Origin of the sequence: Janthinobacterium sp. PC23-8 (assembly GCF_002250505.1) — a bacterium.
Taxonomy (GTDB): domain Bacteria; phylum Pseudomonadota; class Gammaproteobacteria; order Burkholderiales; family Burkholderiaceae_D; genus Janthinobacterium.
Window position 1 is genome coordinate 2,546,868 of the sequence record NZ_NJGY01000001.1, and the last position, 18,757, is coordinate 2,565,624.

At 59.4% G+C, this 18,757-nt stretch carries 17 protein-coding genes; 15 read left to right on the forward strand and 2 right to left on the reverse strand.

Going from position 1 to position 18,757, the window contains the following annotated elements; translation table 11 throughout:
* Positions 1-973 precede the first annotated feature (973 nt).
* From CD932_RS10930 to CD932_RS10960, 7 genes are all read left to right on the forward strand, one after another.
* A complete protein-coding gene (locus CD932_RS10930; protein WP_094442662.1) occupies positions 974-2,611 on the forward strand; it encodes a GMC family oxidoreductase in 1,638 nt (545 codons plus the stop codon).
* Positions 2,612-2,732: 121 nt separating this feature from the next.
* Entirely contained in the window at positions 2,733-3,503 is a 771-nt protein-coding gene (locus CD932_RS10935) for an ABC transporter ATP-binding protein (protein WP_094443584.1), read from the forward strand.
* Complete coding sequence (locus CD932_RS10940) at positions 3,503-4,243, forward strand: ABC transporter ATP-binding protein (RefSeq protein ID WP_094442663.1); 741 nt, start codon at positions 3,503-3,505, stop codon at positions 4,241-4,243. Before CD932_RS10935 ends, CD932_RS10940 begins: the two co-directional genes overlap by 1 nt.
* A gap of 82 nt (positions 4,244-4,325) precedes the next feature.
* A complete protein-coding gene (locus CD932_RS10945; RefSeq protein ID WP_094443585.1) occupies positions 4,326-5,534 on the forward strand; it encodes an ABC transporter substrate-binding protein in 1,209 nt (402 codons plus the stop codon).
* A 143-nt stretch (positions 5,535-5,677) separates the two neighbouring features.
* Positions 5,678-6,562 (forward strand): branched-chain amino acid ABC transporter permease, encoded by an 885-nt coding sequence (locus CD932_RS10950; RefSeq protein WP_094442664.1) that lies wholly within the window; start codon positions 5,678-5,680, stop codon positions 6,560-6,562.
* Between the two features lie 30 nt (positions 6,563-6,592).
* Positions 6,593-7,573 (forward strand): branched-chain amino acid ABC transporter permease, encoded by a 981-nt coding sequence (locus tag CD932_RS10955; protein WP_094442665.1) that lies wholly within the window; start codon positions 6,593-6,595, stop codon positions 7,571-7,573.
* 93 nt (positions 7,574-7,666) lie between these two features.
* Entirely contained in the window at positions 7,667-9,724 is a 2,058-nt protein-coding gene (locus CD932_RS10960) for a 3-hydroxybutyrate oligomer hydrolase family protein (protein WP_094442666.1), read from the forward strand.
* A 58-nt stretch (positions 9,725-9,782) separates the two neighbouring features.
* Here CD932_RS10960 and CD932_RS10965 read toward each other — a convergent pair whose 3' ends face one another.
* Positions 9,783-10,577 (reverse strand): EAL domain-containing protein, encoded by a 795-nt coding sequence (locus tag CD932_RS10965; RefSeq protein ID WP_094442667.1) that lies wholly within the window; start codon positions 10,575-10,577, stop codon positions 9,783-9,785.
* Between the two features lie 43 nt (positions 10,578-10,620).
* On the reverse strand, positions 10,621-11,778 hold the full coding sequence (locus tag CD932_RS10970; RefSeq protein ID WP_094442668.1) for an iron-containing alcohol dehydrogenase: 1,158 nt from the start codon (positions 11,776-11,778) through the stop codon (positions 10,621-10,623).
* Positions 11,779-11,999: 221 nt separating this feature from the next.
* Here CD932_RS10970 and mnmG point away from each other — a divergent pair, with 221 nt between their 5' ends.
* The 8 genes from mnmG (at position 12,000) to CD932_RS11010 (ending at position 18,757) form a co-directional block, all read left to right on the forward strand.
* Positions 12,000-13,949, forward strand: a complete 1,950-nt coding sequence (gene mnmG / locus CD932_RS10975; RefSeq protein WP_094442669.1) for a tRNA uridine-5-carboxymethylaminomethyl(34) synthesis enzyme MnmG — start codon at positions 12,000-12,002, stop codon at positions 13,947-13,949.
* Positions 13,946-14,590 (forward strand): 16S rRNA (guanine(527)-N(7))-methyltransferase RsmG, encoded by a 645-nt coding sequence (rsmG, locus tag CD932_RS10980; protein WP_094442670.1) that lies wholly within the window; start codon positions 13,946-13,948, stop codon positions 14,588-14,590. Before mnmG ends, rsmG begins: the two co-directional genes overlap by 4 nt.
* 168 nt (positions 14,591-14,758) lie before the next feature.
* Positions 14,759-15,529: a ParA family protein gene (locus CD932_RS10985; protein ID WP_094442671.1), complete on the forward strand. Its 771-nt coding sequence runs from the start codon at positions 14,759-14,761 to the stop codon at positions 15,527-15,529.
* Between the two features lie 58 nt (positions 15,530-15,587).
* A complete protein-coding gene (locus CD932_RS10990) occupies positions 15,588-16,469 on the forward strand; it encodes a ParB/RepB/Spo0J family partition protein (protein ID WP_094442672.1) in 882 nt (293 codons plus the stop codon).
* Between the two features lie 204 nt (positions 16,470-16,673).
* Positions 16,674-17,042 (forward strand): ATP synthase subunit I, encoded by a 369-nt coding sequence (locus CD932_RS10995; RefSeq protein ID WP_094442673.1) that lies wholly within the window; start codon positions 16,674-16,676, stop codon positions 17,040-17,042.
* A 51-nt stretch (positions 17,043-17,093) separates the two neighbouring features.
* A complete protein-coding gene (atpB, locus tag CD932_RS11000) occupies positions 17,094-17,903 on the forward strand; it encodes a F0F1 ATP synthase subunit A (protein ID WP_094442674.1) in 810 nt (269 codons plus the stop codon).
* A 61-nt stretch (positions 17,904-17,964) separates the two neighbouring features.
* The gene (atpE, locus tag CD932_RS11005) at positions 17,965-18,243 is read left to right on the forward strand and encodes a F0F1 ATP synthase subunit C (protein WP_094442675.1); all 279 of its coding nucleotides are present in this window, start codon (positions 17,965-17,967) and stop codon (positions 18,241-18,243) included.
* 43 nt (positions 18,244-18,286) lie between these two features.
* Positions 18,287-18,757, forward strand: a complete 471-nt coding sequence (locus tag CD932_RS11010; RefSeq protein WP_094442676.1) for a F0F1 ATP synthase subunit B — start codon at positions 18,287-18,289, stop codon at positions 18,755-18,757.

The following is an 18,757-nucleotide window of genomic DNA, read 5'->3' on the forward strand; positions in this document are numbered from 1 at the left end:
GTTGGCCAGGATCCACTACGGATTCCTGGAGACGGTTTGGCAGTGGAGATCAACGTTGCTGTTAACGCGTTTTTTTTGCCGGTGTTACCTGCTTTTGGCACAACCAGGTGCGTTGGCCGGATTTTTTGTCGGTTTACAATAGATTCGTATATAAAAATAGTAGTAATAGTAAACGCCGATTTTTCTGTGGATAAGTCGCTTTTTTTCAACAGGATCAAACGTTTACGCGAAAAAAAAAGCCTGCATAAGCTTTGTATCGCCGAAGGAGCAAAATTGTATAAAATTGGGCTGCTCGCGTAACTTCGTGTTTACGCACAAGTCATCCTGTGGATATCAAATGAGTTATCCACAATCGTTCTGAAATCCCCATTTTTTCTGGTTGCTGACCTTGCCTGATCCGTCGACGGCTTGACGTCTGCACATCGTTTCCTGCAAGACGGTTTGGCAGTGCCGACGCAGGTGTGCCGGCTTGCCGTTTTTTCGCTGGCGCAGTGTTGGCTCAAATTTTTTTTTCGCTTGCCAGAGCTGCGTCAAGCAAAGCGGGCCTGGCGAGTCAAACTGCGGGTGACCAGGTTTACTCTAACAAGATCGTATACAAGCATAGTAATAGTAGTTAACGCAGGAACTTTCCTGTGGATAAGTACAGATTTATCCTTGTAAACAAAAACTTGGCGCGCGTATAAACGCTGCGTAAGCGCTGTATGACGCGGTAACAGTTTTGGGACAAAAAAATCGCCTGTGAAAATTTTTTCGCTTACGCACATAGTGTGCCTGTGGATATCCATACACTTATCCACAGCCCGGAAGAGGGTGTTTTGGAAGGGAATTGAGCAGACTCAGCAATTAATGTCGCCGTGCAAGGTCACTGGTGGTAATCTGCTTTGCGACTGATGCACGAACACAGACTCTGGTAAAGGCAAGCGGCGAGGAGACACGCCGCCCATCCTCGACGGTATTACCGAAAGGAGCTTCATTGGAATCGGCAGGCGAATTTGACTACATCATCATCGGTGGCGGTACGGCAGGGTGCGTGCTGGCCAACCGGCTCACGCGCGACCCGAACGCCGCCGTCTTGCTGGTGGAAGCGGGCGGCAAGGACGATTACGTATGGATCCATATCCCCGTCGGCTATCTGCATTGCATCGGCAATCCGCGCACGGACTGGCTGTATTCCACCGAGGCCGATGCCGGCCTGGGCGGGCGCAGCCTGATTTATCCGCGCGGCAAAGTGCTGGGCGGCAGCTCTTCCATCAACGGCATGATCTATATGCGCGGCCAGGCGCAGGACTATGACCGCTGGGCCGAGCTGACGCGCGACGCGTCCTGGGGCTGGGACCAGGTGCTGCCGCTGTTCAAACAAAGCGAGCATTACCATGGCGGCGCGTCAAACCACCATGGCACCGGCGGCGAGTGGCGGGTGGAAAAACAGCGCTTGTCGTGGGATATATTGAACGCTTTTCGCGATGCGGCGGAACAAGTCGGCATTGGCAAAACGCTGGACTTCAACGGCGGCGACAATAGCGGCAGCGCCTATTTCGACGTCAACCAGCGCCGCGGCATCCGCTGGAATACCTCGAAAGCATTTTTGAAACCGGCGTCGCGCCGGCCCAATCTGACCATCATGACGGGCTGCCACGTGGAACGGCTGCAGATCACGGCGTCCGACAGTGGCCCGCGTTGCACCGGCATCACGTTTACCGGCGGCGGCACGCAGTGGCAGGCCAGCGCCCGCCGCGAAACCGTGCTCACGGCCGGCGCCATCGGCTCGCCCCATCTGCTGCAATTGTCCGGCATCGGACCGGCCGCCTTGCTGCGCCAGCACGGTATCAACCCCGTGGTCGACGCTCCTGGCGTGGGTGGCAATTTGCAGGATCATTTGCAGCTGCGCATGGTATTCAAGGTGCAGGGCGTGAAAACCTTGAATATCATGGCCGGCAATTTGCTGGGCAGGATGCAGATCGGCATGCAATATGCGCTGTTCCAGAGCGGGCCGATGTCGATGGCGCCGTCGCAGCTGGGGGCGTTCGCCAAATCCGATCCCGGCCAGGCCACGCCGAACCTGCAATATCACGTGCAGCCCTTGTCGCTCGACAAGTTCGGTACGCCCTTGCATGCTTTTCCCGCCTTTACGGCCAGCGTCTGCAATCTGCGTCCGACGTCGCGCGGCCAGGTGCAACTGGCTGCGAACGACAGTTACGCACCACCCAAGATTGCCCTGAATTACCTCAGCACGCCGGAAGACCGCCAGGTGGCGGCCGATGCCCTGCGCCTGACGCGCACGATAGTTGCTGCGCCCGCCTTGCAGCGGTTTGCTCCGCAGGAATACAAGCCTGGTGCTCAGTACCAGACAGAGGCTGAACTGGCGCAGGCTGCCAGCGAGATCGGCACGACGATCTTCCACCCGGTCGGCACTTGCCGCATGGGGCTGACCAGCGATCCTTTGTCCGTGGTGGACAGCCGCTTGCGCGTAATCGGCGTGGCGCGCTTGCGCGTGGTCGACGCCTCCATCATGCCCTTTATTACGTCGGGCAATACCAACTCGCCGACCGTGATGATCGCGGAAAAAGCGGCGCAAATGATACAAAACGACTGGAAAAGCGGCGTCGTTTGAGCCTGTTTGCGCCAGCCGAAAAGGGAAAAAATCCCCGTAGTTATACTGTATTGTGCGGAAAATTCAAGTTGTGTATTATAAAAAAGACTAAGTAGTACAAAAAGTACAACTAGGAGACATGATGTCCAACATCATCTTGGAAACAAGAAGTTTGACCAAGGAATTCAAGGGTTTCACCGCTGTGAGCGATGTCAACCTGAAAGTGGAACGCGGCCATATCCACGCCTTGATCGGTCCCAACGGCGCCGGCAAGACCACGTGTTTTAACCTGCTCACCAAATTCCTGGTACCCACTTCCGGACAGATCCTGTTCAATGGAAAAGATATCACCGCCGCCAAGCCGGCGCAGATCGCCCGCATGGGCGTGATCCGCTCGTTCCAGATTTCCGCCGTGTTCCCGCATCTGTCGGTGCTGCAGAATGTACGCATCGGCTTGCAGCGCCAGCTCGGCACCTCGTTTTATTTCTGGCAAAGCGAACGGGCCCTGAACCAGCTCAACGACCGCGCCATGGCCTTGCTGGCCGAAGTCGATCTCACCGAATTTGCCGACACCATCACGGTCGACATGCCTTACGGGCGCAAGCGCGCGCTGGAAATCGCCACCACCCTGGCGATGGAGCCGGAAATGATGCTGCTCGATGAACCGACGCAGGGCATGGGCCACGAAGACGTGCACCGGGTCACCGAGCTGATCAAGAAAGTTTCGGCCGGCCGCACCATTTTGATGGTCGAACACAATATGAGCGTGGTGTCGGGCATCTGCGACAAGATCTCCGTACTGCAGCGCGGCGCCATGCTGGCCGAGGGCAGTTATGCGGAAGTGTCGCGCAATCCACAGGTGATGGAAGCATACATGGGCACCACCCATGCGGAACTGGAAGGGGCGCATTGATGACGACGGTATCAAACGGCAGCCATGCGGCGCCCGCGCTGGAAATTTCGCAACTGCACACCTGGTATGGCGAATCGCACATCTTGCACGATGTGAACTTGACAGTGCGCCAGGGCGAGGTGGTTACTTTGCTGGGCCGCAATGGCGCCGGCCGCACCACCACCTTGCGCGCCATCATGGGCCTGACGGGCGCGCGCACCGGTTCGATCAAGGTCAACGGTATCGAAGCGATCGGTTTGGCCACGCACAAGATCGCTCACCTGGGCATCGGCTATTGTCCCGAGGAGCGCGGCATTTTTTCTTCGCTGTCGACGGAAGAAAACCTGATGCTGCCGCCTAAGCTGACCGTGGCCAGCGGCGAGAAGGGCATGTCGGTGGCGGAAATCTACGCCATGTTCCCGAACTTGCAGGAGCGCCGCCACAGTCAGGGCACGCGCCTGTCCGGCGGCGAGCAGCAGATGCTGGCCGTGGCGCGCATCTTGCGCACGGGCGCGCGCTTGCTGCTGCTCGATGAAATTTCGGAAGGCCTGGCGCCCGTCATCGTGCAGGGGCTGGCGCGCATGATCACCACCTTGAAAGCGAAGGGATACACCATCGTCATGGTGGAGCAGAATTTCCGGTTTGCCGCACCGCTGGCGGACCGGTTTTATGTGATGGAGCACGGTCAGATCGTCGAGACTTTTGCTGCATCCGAACTTGAGGCCAAGATGCCGGTACTGACCGAGCTGCTTGGTGTCTAAGTAAGTACCAAGAATTTATGCGTGCTTGCTTAGTGTCAAGCGATCGTCTGAATAGCACACAATGATTTTCAACGGAGACACCATGAAACGTAACGCTATCGCCATTGCCACCGCTGCCCTTTGTGCCCTGGGCTTTTCCTCCGCCGCCCAGGCCCAGATCTCCGGCGACACCATCAAGATCGGTTTTATCTCCGACATGTCGGGCGTGTATTCCGACGTCGACGGCCTTGGCGGCGCCGAAGCCATCAAGATGGCGATCGCCGACGCCGGTGTCGTTATCGCCGGCAAGAAAGTCGAATTCATTTCCGCCGACCACCAGAACAAGGCCGATATCGCCGCCTCCAAGGCGCGCGAATGGTTCGACCAGCAGGGCGTCGACATGCTGATCGGCGGCACCAATTCAGGCGCCAGCCTGGCCATGGCCAAGGTTGCGGCCGAAAAGAAAAAAGTGTTTGTCGCCATTGGCGCCGGCTCCTCGCGCCTGACCAATGAAGAATGCTCGCCTTACACCGTGCATTACGCCTACGACACCGTGGCACTGGCGCGCGGCACCGGCGGCACCCTCGTCAAGCAGGGCGGCAAGAACTGGTATTTCATGACGGCCGACTACGCGTTTGGCCACTCGCTGGAAAAAGACACGGCCGATGTCGTCAAGGCGGCCGGCGGCAAGGTGCTGGGCAGCGTCAAGCATCCGCTGGGCGCCTCCGACTTCTCGTCCTTCCTGCTGCAGGCGCAAGCGGCCAAACCGCAAATCCTCGGCCTGGCCAATGCCGGTGGCGACGCCATCAACAGCATCAAGGCGGCCAATGAGTTTGGCGTGACCAAGAGCGTGAAACTGGCCGGCTTGCTGATTTTTATTAACGACATCCATTCGCTGGGCCTGAACCTGACGCAGGGCATGTACCTGACCGATGGCTGGTACTGGGACCTGAATCCGGAAACGCGCGCCTGGTCGAAACGCTATTTCGACAAGATGAAGAAAGAGCCGTCGATGCTGCAGGCAGCCGACTACTCGGCCGCAGCCAATTACCTGAAGGCCGTCAAGGCGCTCGGCACCGACGATTCCGACAAGGTCATGGCCTACCTGAAAAAAACCAGGATCAACGACATGTTCACCAAGAACGGCGAAGTGCGTCCCGATGGCCGCATGGTGCACGACATGTACCTGATGGAAGTGAAAAAGCCGGCCGAGTCGAAATACCCATGGGATTACTACAAGGTGGTGGCCACGGTGCCGGGGGCGCAAGCCTACCTGACCAAGGCCGAATCGAAGTGTTCGCTCTGGAAATAAGCTGACCACACTGCCCGTCTGGCGCCATGCCACGCGGGCAGTGTGGTCGTGGCCGTGCATGCCGGCCACGCTTCACCTTGCGCCGCCGCGCCCTCCCTTGATACCACACCGTCATCCGGCGGTGCTTTTTATACTGTGATGCCATGGAAATTTTCGGCGTTCCATTACAAGCGATGATGAGCCAGCTGCTGCTGGGTCTTGTCAACGGCTCGTTCTATGCCATGTTGTCCCTCGGTCTGGCCGTCATCTTTGGCCTGCTCAACGTCATCAATTTCTCGCACGGCGCCATGTACATGATGGGTGCCTTCCTGGCCTGGATCGGCCTGAGCTACTTCGACATCAATTACTGGGCCATGCTGGTGATCGCCCCCCTGATCGTCGGCGCCTTCGGCATCCTGATCGAAAAAACCATGCTGCGCTGGCTGTACAAACTCGATCATTTGTACGGCTTGCTGCTGACCTTTGGCATCACCCTGATCGTCGAAGGGGTGTTCCGCTCCTTCTATGGCGTCTCGGGCCAGCCCTATGCCGTGCCCGAATTGCTGTCCGGCGCCACCGATCTGGGCTTCATGATCCTGCCGAACTACCGCGCCTGGGTCGTCGTCGCTTCGCTGGCGGTGTGCCTGGCCACCTGGTTCGTGATCGAAAAAACCAAGCTGGGTGCTTACCTGCGCGCTGGTACGGAAAACCCGAAACTGGTCGAAGCGTTCGGCATCAACGTGCCGCTGATGGTGACGCTGACGTTCGGCTTCGGCGTGGCGCTGGCCGGTTTTGCCGGCGTGCTGGCCGCACCCATCATCCAGGTCTCGCCACTGATGGGCTCGAACCTGATCATCGTCGTGTTTGCCGTGGTGGTGATCGGCGGCATGGGCTCCATCATGGGTTCCATCCTGACAGGCCTGGGCCTGGGCGTGATCGAGGGCCTGACCCGCGTGTTCTACCCGGAAGGCTCGGCCACCGTGGTGTTCGTGGTGATGGTCATCGTGCTGCTGCTGCGTCCCGCCGGCCTGTTCGGCAAAGAAAAGTAATCTCATCAGTCATGTATTGGAGCAATCACGATGAATAAAAATGTAGGCTACGCAATCGCCCTGGCGCTGGCGCTGGCCGCACCGTTTTACGGCTATCCGGTCTTCCTGATGAAGTTGCTTTGCTTTGCCCTGTTTGCCTGCGCCTTCAACTTGCTGATCGGCTATACCGGTTTGCTGTCCTTCGGCCATGCGGCGTTTTTTGGCGGCGCCGGCTATGTCACCGGTTACGCCTTGCGCACCTGGGGCTGGCCGACGGAACTGGGCCTGCTGGCCGGCGTCGTCACCGGCGCCTTCCTGGGCCTGGTGATGGGCAGCCTGGCGATCCGCCGCCAGGGCATCTATTTCACCATGATCACCCTGGCGCTGGCGCAGATGGTGTACTTCCTGGCGCTGCGCCTGCCGTTCACCGGCGGCGAAGATGGCTTGCAGGGTGTTCCACGTGGAACACTGTTTGGCACCATCAACCTGGGTAACGACACCGTGCTGTACTACGTGGTGCTGGCCATCTTTGTCGCCGGCTTCGCCCTGATCGTGCGCACCATCCACTCGCCGTTCGGGCAGGTGTTGAAAGCGATCAAGGAAAACGAGCCGCGCGCCATCTCCCTGGGCTACGACGTCAACAAGTACAAGCTGACGGCCATCGTGCTGTCCGCGTCCCTGGCGGCGCTGGCCGGCGCCACCAAGACGCTGGTGCTGGGCTTTGAAACCCTGACCGATGTGTACTGGGGCATGTCGGGCCTGGTTGTCCTGATGACTCTGGTGGGTGGCATGGGCACGCTGGCCGGCCCCATCCTCGGCGCCGTGCTGATCATTGCGCTGGAAAACAAACTGGGCGACTTTGGCACCTACCTGGCCACGCACACGGGCGTGCAGTGGTTTGGGACCTTGGGCGAATCGGTGGGCATCGTCACCGGCATCATCTTCGTGATCTGCGTGCTGATGTTCCGGCGCGGTATCGTGGGCGAGGCGATCGCCCGCTTCGGAGGCAGGGCCGCCAGGCCCGCCGCCTGAGTCCTGAGCCGCAAGCAACGCCGGATATGAGTCCGGCGTTTTTTATTTGGAGACCGTTTTTAGCGTTACCTCATCAATGAATGGAGAACAGCTATGACCACCACCATCATGCGCACCGGCGGCTTGGGCGCGCTCTTGTTGTTGTCCGCCTGCGGCAGCAGCCACACGGCCGAAGACCTGAACCCCTTGCCCGATTACCTGGGCGCCATCACGCGCCTCGATGTCGATGGCAAGACCAATGATTTATTGACGGCCGGTCTCGGCAAGACCGGCCTGGCCGCTGCGGTACCCGCCTATGCCGACCCCGAGCGTCCGACTGCGCTGGAACTGCGCCGCAACGCCATCCACGCCAATTACCGCGCCGTACTCGATATCGCAGCCAACAGCGGCTACGGCAGCCTGTATGGCCCGAACGTCGACGCCAACGGCGTGGCGGGCAGCGGCGAAGGGTTGATCGCGGGCAGCGAGTACGTGGCCTACGCCGACGATGGCACGGGCAAGAAAAACCTCACCCTGATGGTGCAGGTGCCCGCCAGTTTTGATCCCGAGCGCGCCTGCATCGTCACGGGGACATCCAGCGGCTCGCGCGGCATTTACGGCGCCATCGGCAGTTCCGGTGAATGGGGCCTGAAAAAAGGCTGCGCCGTGGCCTATGCCGACAAGGGCTCGGGCACCGGCCTGTATGTGTTCGACGACGACAGCGTCAACCTGCAGAACGGCCTGCGCGCGACGCGCACACAAGCCGGGAAAAATGCGATTTTCGCGCCCGACCTGCTTGATGCCGACCGCGCCGCCTTTGCCAGAGATTATCCGAACCGCGTCGCCTTCAAGCACGCGCACTCGCAACAGAACCCCGAAAAGGACTGGGGCAGGGCGACCTTGCAGGCGGTCGAGTTTGCCTATTACGTGTTGAACGAGCGCTATGGCGCCACCGCGCGCGATGGCGTTGCCCATCTGGTGCGCCTGAAGCCATCCAACACCATCACGATTGCTTCGAGCATCTCCAATGGCGCCGGCGCCGCCTTGCTGGCGGCCGAGCAGGATACCCAGGGATTGATCAGCGGCGTGGCCGCCAGCGAGCCGCAGATCCAGCCGCAGCCATCGACCGCCTGGAGCGTGCGCCAGGGCGCGGTGACCGTCAACGGCGCCGGGCGTGCGCTGTTCGATTACGCTACCTATGCGGCGCTGTACCAGCCCTGCATTGCCGCCGTGGCCGGCAACGCCGGGCGCTGCACCGCGCTGCTAGCCAAGGGCCTGTTGACTGGCGCCGACCTGGCCTCGCAGCAGCAGGATGCGAAACGCCGCCTGCAAGCCTATGGCTGGCTGCCGGACGCCGATCCCTTGCAGGCTGCGCATGCGGGCACGAATATCCTGGTGGCCGTGACCTATGCCTACGCCTACGGCAGGTTTGCCGCGACGGATAAAGTCTGCGGCTTCAGCTTTGCGCAGACCGATGCCTTGGGCAATGCCGTCGCCTACACCAGCGCGCAGAAGGCGGCCAGCTTCGCCACGCAGAACGGCATCCTTGGCAATGTGATTTATGAGAATGCTGTCGGCGGCGCGCGTCTGTATACGGCCGCCGTTTCGCCGTCGAGCAATCTGCCCGACCAGGCGCTCGACGGCTTCCTGTGCCTGCGCAGCCTGGCGACCGGCAACGACGCCGTTACTGGCGCGGCCTTGACGGGGGGGCTGGCTGCGCAAAGCGCGCGCGTGCGCGAGGGCATGGCGCAGGTGCGTGCCAGCGGCAAGCTCAACGGTAAACCGGCGATGATCGTGCACGGCCGCAGCGATACGCTGATTCCCGTCAATCATGCCTCGCGCGCTTATGTGGGGCTGAACGCGGCGGTGGAGGGCGCTAATAGCAAGCTGCGCTATATCGAAGTGACCAACGCCAACCACTTCGACTCCTTCAGCAGCGCCTTGCCGACCCTGATCGTGCCCTTGCACGTGTACCTGAACCGCGCGCTCGACGCCATGTACGCCCACTTGCGCTCGAACCAGCCGCTGCCGCCATCGCAAGTGGTGCGCACCGTCACCCGGCCCGATGCCAGCACGCCGGTCACCAGTGTGAATCTGCCGCTGATCGCGCCCGCGCCCGCGCCGGCCAATACCATCACCGTGGCGGGAGCGGTGGTGACTATTCCGGACTGAGCGCTATTCATCAAAAAAATGGCCACGTTTCACGTGGCCATTTTTTTTAGTACTTATCTTATACATCCCAAGCGCTGTCCGGTATCTCTGCCAAGCCCTGGAACACGGGTTTTGAAAACCAGTAACCCTGCATCAGCGAGATGCCGCAGCTGGACAGGAAGTCGCGCTCGGCGCGCGTTTCGATGCCTTCGGCCAGTACCTTGATACCCAGTTCGCGGCACAGGCTGGCGATTGCGCGCACGATGGCCTGGCGCGGCGCATGACGGTCGACGTCGCGCACCAGGTCCATGTCGATCTTGATGATATCGGGCTGGTATTCGGCCAGCAGATTGAGCCCCGCATAACCGGCGCCGAAATCGTCGATGGCGGTCTGGAAACCGAAGCGCCGGTATTCGCGGAAGATATTGACCAGGTGAGGGCGGTCCTGCACCCGTTCGCCCTCCGTCACTTCGAAGATGATTTTGTCGGTAGGGAAATTATGCGTGCGCGCCGCCTCCAGCGTGCTGCGGATGCAGACTTCGGGGCGGTACACGGCATTCGGCAAAAAATTAATCGACAGGAATTCTTTCATGCCCAGGCGCGCGGCGCCGGCTACAGCTTTCACGCGGCAAGTCTGGTCGAAGCGGTAGCGGTTCTCGTCCGTCACCTGCGCCAGCACGCTGGCGGCACTTTCGCCGTTCGGGCCACGCACCAGCGCTTCATAGGCGTAGATGCTGCGCGTGTCCAGGTCGACGATGGGCTGGTAGGCATACTCGAAGGAAAACGGCAGCGCTTCGCTGTCATGGCAACCGGCGCAACCTTGGGCGGGAGCGACGGTGGCGTCCGGATGGATGGGGATATCGGCAGGCTTCATGTGCTGAGTGTATCAGTGCAATCTTCTTCTTTCCTCTGTTATTTCACCAAGCGGCTGCATAAATGGCGCGCGCGTCATCCACAGTCACGATGCGTGGGTTATTGCCCAGCAAGCGTGTCTGCAGCATGGCGGCCTCGGCCAGTGCATCGAGCTCGCTTTCAGCGACGCCCACTTCACGCAAGGTGCGCACGATGCCCGTCTCCACCGCCAGCGCCTGCAGGGCAGCGATCAAACCTTGCGCGCGCGCTTCCTCGCTACCGCTCGCTTGCGGCGCAACGATGGCCGCCAGTTCCGCATACATGGGTGTTGCATGGCTGAGGTTAAAGCGCAACACATGCGGCATCACCAGCGCATTCGACAGACCATGTGGCACGTGAAACATGGCGCCGATCGGATAGGCGAGGGCGTGCACGGCCGCCACCGGCGCGTTGGAAAATGCCTGCCCGGCCAGCATGGCACCGAGCAGCATGGCTTGCCGCGCCGCCAGATCGTCGCCATTGCGGCACACGCGCACCAAGTTGGCGGACAACAAGGAGAGGGCCTGGCGCGCCAGCATGTCCGACAACGGGTTCTTCAGGTGCGCCGTGGTGTAGGCCTCGATCGCATGCACCATCGCATCAATCCCGGTGGCGGCTGTGACGGCGGGTGGCAGGCCCAGGGTCAGGCTGGCATCGAGGATGGCCAGGTCTGCGTACAGCTGCGCTGCCACCACGCCCATCTTGCTGGCGGCGCCAGTGGTGACGATGGCAATATTCGTCACTTCCGAGCCGGTGCCGGCGGTGGTGGGTAGTTGCACCAATGGCAGGCGCGCGCCTTGGACCTTGCCGATGCCATACATGTCGGCCAGCGTCTGCTGGCCTGGTGCCAGCACGGCGATCAATTTGGCCACGTCCATCGAGCTGCCGCCACCGAGGCCGATCACCAGTTCCACGTGAAACAATGTGGCTTGCTCCACGGCCGCCAGTACCACGGCTTCCGGCGGATCGGCCTGGACATCCGAAAACACCTGCACCTCAATGCCTGCGTCACGCAAGCTGCGTAGTGGCGTAGCGACCAGGCCGGTGGCGAGAAAGCCTGGATCGGTCACCAGCAGCGCGCGGCGCACGGCGGGAAAATGCTGGCGGACATGCGTACCGAGCTCGCTGCTGGCGCCGGGCTCGCTGATCAGATGGGGAACGGTGCGAAACTGAAAGGCGGACATGCGCACTCCGGTGCGAGACGATGCAACGAGCTTACTCCGCTTTTGGTCACCGTGCATGTTCCACGTGAAACCGGGCTGATGGTCGTCAGCGCTGTTCCACGTGGAACAGGTGCCCGGCTTTGCTTGCTGAGTAAAAAATAGGCAAAAAATGGACGCTAAAAAGTTATGGCCGCAAAAAGACTCTATAATCGGAGCTCACTCCTCGCATTTACCTATTACTCATGTTATTTCCTACAGAATTCGACGTCATCGTCGTCGGTGGTGGTCACGCCGGTACCGAGGCGGCACTCGCTTCCGCCCGCATGGGGCAGAAGACGCTTTTGCTCACGCACAATATTGAAACCCTGGGCCAGATGTCGTGCAATCCGTCGATCGGCGGCATCGGCAAGGGCCATTTGGTCAAGGAGGTGGACGCCATGGGCGGCGCGATGGCGATCGCCACCGACGAGTCCGGCATCCAGTTCCGCATTTTGAATTCCTCGAAAGGCCCGGCAGTTCGCGCCACGCGCGCCCAGGCCGACCGTATTTTATACAAGGCTGCGATCCGTTCGCGCCTGGAAAACCAGCCGAACCTGTGGCTGTTCCAGCAGGCCGTCGATGACCTGATCGTGGAAGGTGACCGCGTGGTGGGCGCCGTGACGCAGATCGGCCTGAAGTTTTTGGCGCGCGCCGTGGTGTTGACGGCAGGCACTTTCCTCGACGGCAAGATCCACGTGGGCCTGAATAACTATTCGGCCGGCCGCGCCGGCGATCCGCCGGCGATCTCGTTATCAAGCCGTCTGAAGGAATTGAAACTGCCGCAAGGCCGTCTGAAAACCGGCACGCCGCCGCGCATCGACGGGCGCAGCATCGACTTTTCCGTGATGCAAGAGCAGCCGGGCGACCTCGATCCGGTGCCCGTGTTTTCGGTGATGGGCAACACGGCCATGCACCCGCGACAAGTGCCGTGCTGGATCACGCATACCAATAGCCAGACGCATGACATCATCCGCGGCGGCCTTGATCGCAGCCCCATGTACACGGGCGTGATCGAAGGCGTCGGTCCGCGTTATTGCCCGTCGATCGAGGACAAGATTCACCGCTTTGCCAGCAAGGAATCGCACCAGATTTTCCTCGAGCCGGAAGGCTTGACGACGCACGAATTCTATCCGAACGGCATCTCGACCAGCCTGCCGTTCGACGTGCAGATCGCCCTGGTGCGCTCGATGAAAGGCATGGAAAACGCGCATATTCTGCGCCCCGGCTATGCCATCGAATACGATTATTTCGACCCGCGCGGCCTGAAAGCCTCGCTGGAAACCAAGGTGGTGGCGGGCCTGTTCTTTGCCGGCCAGATCAATGGCACCACCGGCTACGAAGAAGCGGCCGCACAAGGCATGCTGGCCGGTATCAATGCGGCGTTGCTGACGCAAGACAAGGACGCGTGGACACCGGGCCGCTCCGAAGCCTATCTGGGCGTGCTGGTCGACGACCTGATCACGCAGGGCGTACAGGAGCCTTACCGCATGTTTACCAGCCGTGCCGAGTATCGATTGAGCCTGCGTGAAGACAATGCCGACATGCGCCTGACGGAAATCGGCCGCGCCTTGGGTTGTGTCGGCGACGTGCAGTGGGAGGCGTTCGAGCGCAAGCGCGAAGCCGTCGCCCTGGAACTGGAACGCCTGCGTTCCACCTGGGTCAATCCCCGCATCCTGGCCGCCGCCGAATCGGAACGCATCGTCGGCCAGGCCATCGAACGCGAGTATTCGCTGGCGGACTTGCTGCGCCGCCCGAACGTGGCCTACGACACTCTGATGAGCATGACGGGCGTGGCAGGACAAGCCCTGGCCGGTCCCGGCGTGGAGGACCCCGCGGTGCGCGAACAGGTGGAAATCCAGCTCAAGTATGCCGGCTATATCGAACGCCAGACCAAGGAAATCGAGCGCCACGAACACTATGAAAACCTGGCTTTGCCGCCAGGTTTCAATTACCTGGACATCACCGCGCTGTCGGTCGAAGTGCGCCAGAAGCTCGACAAGCAGCGCCCGGAAACCCTGGGCCAGGCCTCGCGCATTTCCGGCGTGACGCCGGCCGCCATTTCGCTGCTGCTGGTGCACCTGAAAAAGCGCGGCTTCGGCGCAGGTCATGCCGACATACAGACCACCACTTTACAGGACGAGGTTGTTGAATGAAGCAGTTTGACCGGGCCGCATTGGCCCAGATTTTAGATGAGGGTATTACCGCGCTGGGGCTGGACCTGAGCGCGCAACAGGCGGAACAACTGCTCGATTACCTGGCCTTGCTGGCCAAGTGGAACAGCGTCTACAACCTGACGTCGGTGCGCGATCCGCTGCAGATGCTGACTTTGCACGTGCTCGATTCGCTGGCCGCCGTGCCCGCTTTCGCGGACGCCAAAAATGTGCTCGACGTGGGCGCCGGCGGCGGCCTGCCGGGCATGGTGCTGGCGATTGCGCGGCCCGATATCAAGGTGTCGATGATCGATACGGTGCACAAGAAGACGGCGTTTTTGACGCAAGTGAAGGCCGAACTGCGCCTGTCCAACGTCACGGTGTACACCAGGCGCGTGGAGCAGCTGGAAGTACAGCAGAAATTCGACCTGATCACCTCGCGCGCGTTCGCCGACCTGTCCGACTTCGTCAACTGGTCGAAGCACGTGCTGGAGGAGGGCGGTCAATTCATCGCCTTGAAGGGCGTGGCCCCGCCAGACGAGCGCGAGCGACTGCCGGCAGACTGGAAAGTGACGAAATTGCAGCCGATCACGGTTCCAGGGCTGAATGCGGAGCGCCATCTGGTGTTTATAACAAGAATTTAAGCGCTGAAAAATAAATGATATAAATCATTTATACGGTATAAATCATTTATACGGTATAAATTATATAAATGATTTATATCGTATAAATAGAATAAACAGTATAAATTGTTTCGGTGGAAAGCCGGGGCGCGACAATGAAGTGTGCATCCATTTACAACTAGAAGATACATGGCCAAAATTTTTTGTGTAGCAAATCAAAAGGGTGGTGTTGGTAAAACCACAACGAGCGTCAACCTGGCCGCCGGCCTGGCCAAGCTGGACCAGCGCGTGCTGCTGGTCGACCTCGATCCGCAAGGCAACGCCACCATGGGCGCCGGCATCAACAAGGCCGGGCTGACCGCGTCGACCTATGAAGTGATGCTGGGCGAGTCCGATGTCAGGACGGCGCGCCAGCGTTCGGAAGCGGGGCGTTTCGACGTGCTGCCGTCGAACCGCGAGCTGGCCGGCGCCGAAGTGGAGATGGTGGAACTGGACCGCCGCGAAAGCCGGCTCAAGGATGCATTGGCCGAAGTGGACGGCGACTACGACTTCATCCTCGTCGATTGCCCGCCGGCCTTGTCGATGCTGACCCTGAACGGCCTGTGCGCCGCGCATGGCGTGATCATCCCGATGCAGTGCGAGTACTACGCGCTCGAAGGTCTGTCGGACCTGGTCAACACCATCAAGAAGGTGCATGCCAACCTGAACCCGGAATTGAAGATCATCGGCCTGTTGCGCGTGATGTTTGATCCTCGCATGACATTATCGCAACAAGTGTCGGCCCAGCTGGAACAGCACTTTGGCGACAAGGTCTTCAAGACGATTATTCCGCGCAACGTGCGCCTGGCCGAAGCGCCGTCGTATGGCTTACCTGGCGTCAACTTCGACCCCAGCTCGAAAGGCGCGCAAGCGTATATCGCCTTTGGCGCCGAAATGGTTGAACGCATCAAACATATGTAAGAAGCAGGCGATCACAGTCATAATGTGAGCGCTTACTTAAAAAATTCATTAGGACAGCATGGCTACCAAAAAATTAAAAGGTCTGGGGCGCGGCCTCGACGCCCTGTTGGGCGGCGGCGACTTCGCCAGCCCGGAACTGAGCACGCCGACAACCTTGTCGGTAACACAAATGCAAGCCGGCAAATATCAGCCGCGCACGCGCATGGACGAGGGCGCCCTGAATGAACTGGCCGCCTCGATCAAGGCACAGGGCTTGATGCAGCCGATCCTGGTGCGCCCGATCGGCCAGGACACCCTGAGCGGACTTGTCAAATATGAAATCATCGCCGGTGAGCGGCGCTTTCGCGCGGCGCAGCTGGCCGGCCTGACAGACCTGCCGGTGCTGGTGCGCGATGTCGACGATCTGGCGGCCGCCGCCATGGCACTGATTGAAAACATCCAGCGCGAAGACTTGAATCCGCTGGAAGAAGCGCAAGGCATTGGGCGCCTGATTACCGACTTCAATTTTACCCATGAGCAAGCGGCCACTGCGGTCGGACGCTCGCGCAGTGCTGTCTCCAACCTGCTGCGGCTGATGAACCTGGCCGCTCCCGTGCAAACCATGCTGATGGCCGGCGATATCGACATGGGCCATGCGCGCGCGCTGCTGGCGGTCGACGCGGCCAGCCAGATCACGCTGGCCAACTTGGTGGTGGCGAAACGGCTGTCGGTGCGCGAAACGGAAAAACTGGTCACGCGCAGCATCGACGAAGCGGCCAACCCGGCCGAACCGCGCGTGAAAGAAAAATCGGGCGACATCGCGCGCCTGGAAGAAGAGCTGTCCGACGCGCTGGCCACGCCGGTAGTATTCAAGATGGGCAACAAGGGACGTGGTCAATTGGTAATTGATTTTGCCGATCTTGACGTACTGGATGGCCTGTTGAGCCGTTTGCGTGGTTAAATGGCGGGTTGCTAACACGTGCGCAAGCGGCACGGCAAGCCGCTTTGCCATATGTTGGTGCAAATGGCCGCGAAGTGTCGATAAAGCGTCTGTTTCATGCAGCAATTGCCCTGCTGCGGTGCACCAACGTTTGACTCTGTAGAACAAAGCCAACTATAATCCCGTGTCTTTGGGCGTGTAGATTTTTTTCCGGGAACTTGGTAATTGAGTGATTCGAAGCAAAACATTGCCAAGCCAGTCTACAAAGTAGTTGCCTTGCAGCTAGCAATCGTCATCAGCTTCGCCACGGTAACCCTGTTTTTTGGTGGCAGTGTGAAGGGCTGGTCCGCCGCAGTTGGCGGTGCAATTGCCGTCATTGGCAGCATGACATATGCCATGCTGGTCGTTCGCGGCTCCAGCGACGCCAAAAAGGCGTTTCGTGCGCACGTGCGTGCGGAAGCGGTGAAAATGTTTATCACAGCGGTGCTGTTTATATTGGCACTGGTGTTGTTTCAGTCGGCCGCCTGGTTATGGCTGATCTTGGGTTTCGCGGTGGCAACCTTAGCATACTGGTTTTCATTGCTCGCTGTTTAATCATTGGTTTTGGGGCCCGTTGTGCTCTGAAACGACAAATCTAAATTCATTATGACCACAGAACACGCTATTGAAGCGGGCCATGCTGCCCCGGCCAACGCCACAGAATACATCAGCCACCATTTGACCCACTTGAAAAGTGCCACTGGCACCTTCAATCTGGACACCTTCTGGATCTCGGCCGCCCTGGGCTTTGTTTTCCTTGCCGTTTTCTACATGGCGTCGCGCCGCGCGACGGCCGGTGTTCCCGGCAAGCTGCAGAACTTCGTCGAAATGATCATGGAAATGGTCAATGAGACCATTAATGGGGCCTTTCACGCCAAAAGCAAGATCATCGCGCCGCTGGCCATCACGATTTTCGTGTGGGTCTGGCTGTTGAACGCGATGGACTTCCTGCCGGTTGACCTGTTGCCGATGATTTTGAGCTGGTTTGGCGTGCATAACCTGCGCGTGGTGCCGACCGCCGACGTGAACCATACTTTTGGCATGTCGTTCTCGGTGGTTCTGTGCATTATCGCGTTTTCCGTCAAGGCCAAGGGCCTGGGCGGCTGGATCAAGGAGTTGTTCACCGCGCCGTTCCACGCCAGTGGCATCATCGGCACGATCTTGTTGGCACCAGTTAATTTCTTGCTGCAAATGGTTGAGTTGGTTGCAAAACTGATCTCCCTGTCGCTGCGACTGTTCGGCAATATGTATGCCGGCGAGCTGATTTTCATCTTGATCGCGTTGCTGCCTTGGTGGGCACAGTGGGCGTTGGGTGGTCCATGGGCAATTTTCCATATCTTGATTGTAACTTTGCAAGCTTTTGTGTTTATGGCGTTGACGGTTGTGTATCTGAGCCTTGCGGTTGAGAAGCATTAATCAGCAACTTTATATTTTGTTTTTTGTTAATACCTTTCGTTTTTAAATTTAGGAGAATTTTATGCAAGCTCTGATCGCACAAGTACAAAGCATGACCGTTCTGGCAGCAGCAATCATCATCGGCCTGGCCGCAATCGGTACCGCTTTGGGCTTCGCTATCTTGGGTGGTAAATTCCTGGAAGCTTCGGCACGTCAACCAGAACTGATGCCACAACTGCAAACCAAACTGTTCGTGATCGCTGGTCTGCTCGATGCCATCTCGATGATCGGCGTTGGTATCGCTCTGCTGTACACGTTCGCCAACCCGTTCCTGGCTCCTTTGATGGCCGCTGCTCAGTAATTCGCTCCAATCCTAGGAGAAACTTTTAGTCAGGAGCAAAGGTATGGACATCAATATGTCGCTCATCGGCCAGATGATCACCTTCGCGGTGTTGGTCTGGTTCTCGATGAAGTTCGTATTTCCAGCGCTGAACACAGCGCTGGATGAGCGTGCCAAACGAATCGCGGATGGATTGGCTGCGGCCGATCAAGGTCAGGCTTCGATGGCTGTCGCTGAAAAGCGTGCGCAAGAAGCATTGAACGGTGCACGTGAAGAAGCGTCGCAACGCGTTGCGGACGCTGAAAAGCGTGCCCAGCTGGTTGCTGAAGAGATCAAGCAAAATGCCCAGGCTGAAGCGGCGCGTATCATCGCGCAAGCCCAGTCCGACGCCGAGCAGCAACTGTCGAAAGCACGCGAACAACTGCGCGCTCAGGTGGCTGACCTGGCGATCAAAGGTGCCGAGCAGATCCTGAAGCGTGAAGTCAACGCCACGGCGCACGCCGAAATGTTGCAGCGTCTTGCTGTCGAGCTGTAA

Coding starts and splice junctions, on each gene's coding strand:
- CD932_RS10935 (WP_094443584.1), top strand. CDS start 2,733: ATGTCCAACATCATCTTGGAAACAAGAAGTTTGACCAAGGAATTCAAG.
- CD932_RS10940 (WP_094442663.1), top strand. CDS start 3,503: ATGACGACGGTATCAAACGGCAGCCATGCGGCGCCCGCGCTGGAAATT.
- CD932_RS10945 (WP_094443585.1), top strand. CDS start 4,326: ATGAAACGTAACGCTATCGCCATTGCCACCGCTGCCCTTTGTGCCCTG.
- CD932_RS10950 (WP_094442664.1), top strand. CDS start 5,678: ATGGAAATTTTCGGCGTTCCATTACAAGCGATGATGAGCCAGCTGCTG.
- CD932_RS10955 (WP_094442665.1), top strand. CDS start 6,593: ATGAATAAAAATGTAGGCTACGCAATCGCCCTGGCGCTGGCGCTGGCC.
- CD932_RS10960 (WP_094442666.1), top strand. CDS start 7,667: ATGACCACCACCATCATGCGCACCGGCGGCTTGGGCGCGCTCTTGTTG.
- CD932_RS10965 (WP_094442667.1), bottom strand. CDS start 10,577: ATGAAGCCTGCCGATATCCCCATCCATCCGGACGCCACCGTCGCTCCC.
- CD932_RS10970 (WP_094442668.1), bottom strand. CDS start 11,778: ATGTCCGCCTTTCAGTTTCGCACCGTTCCCCATCTGATCAGCGAGCCC.
- mnmG (WP_094442669.1), top strand. CDS start 12,000: ATGTTATTTCCTACAGAATTCGACGTCATCGTCGTCGGTGGTGGTCAC.
- rsmG (WP_094442670.1), top strand. CDS start 13,946: ATGAAGCAGTTTGACCGGGCCGCATTGGCCCAGATTTTAGATGAGGGT.
- CD932_RS10985 (WP_094442671.1), top strand. CDS start 14,759: ATGGCCAAAATTTTTTGTGTAGCAAATCAAAAGGGTGGTGTTGGTAAA.
- CD932_RS10990 (WP_094442672.1), top strand. CDS start 15,588: ATGGCTACCAAAAAATTAAAAGGTCTGGGGCGCGGCCTCGACGCCCTG.
- atpB (WP_094442674.1), top strand. CDS start 17,094: ATGACCACAGAACACGCTATTGAAGCGGGCCATGCTGCCCCGGCCAAC.
- atpE (WP_094442675.1), top strand. CDS start 17,965: ATGCAAGCTCTGATCGCACAAGTACAAAGCATGACCGTTCTGGCAGCA.
- CD932_RS11010 (WP_094442676.1), top strand. CDS start 18,287: ATGGACATCAATATGTCGCTCATCGGCCAGATGATCACCTTCGCGGTG.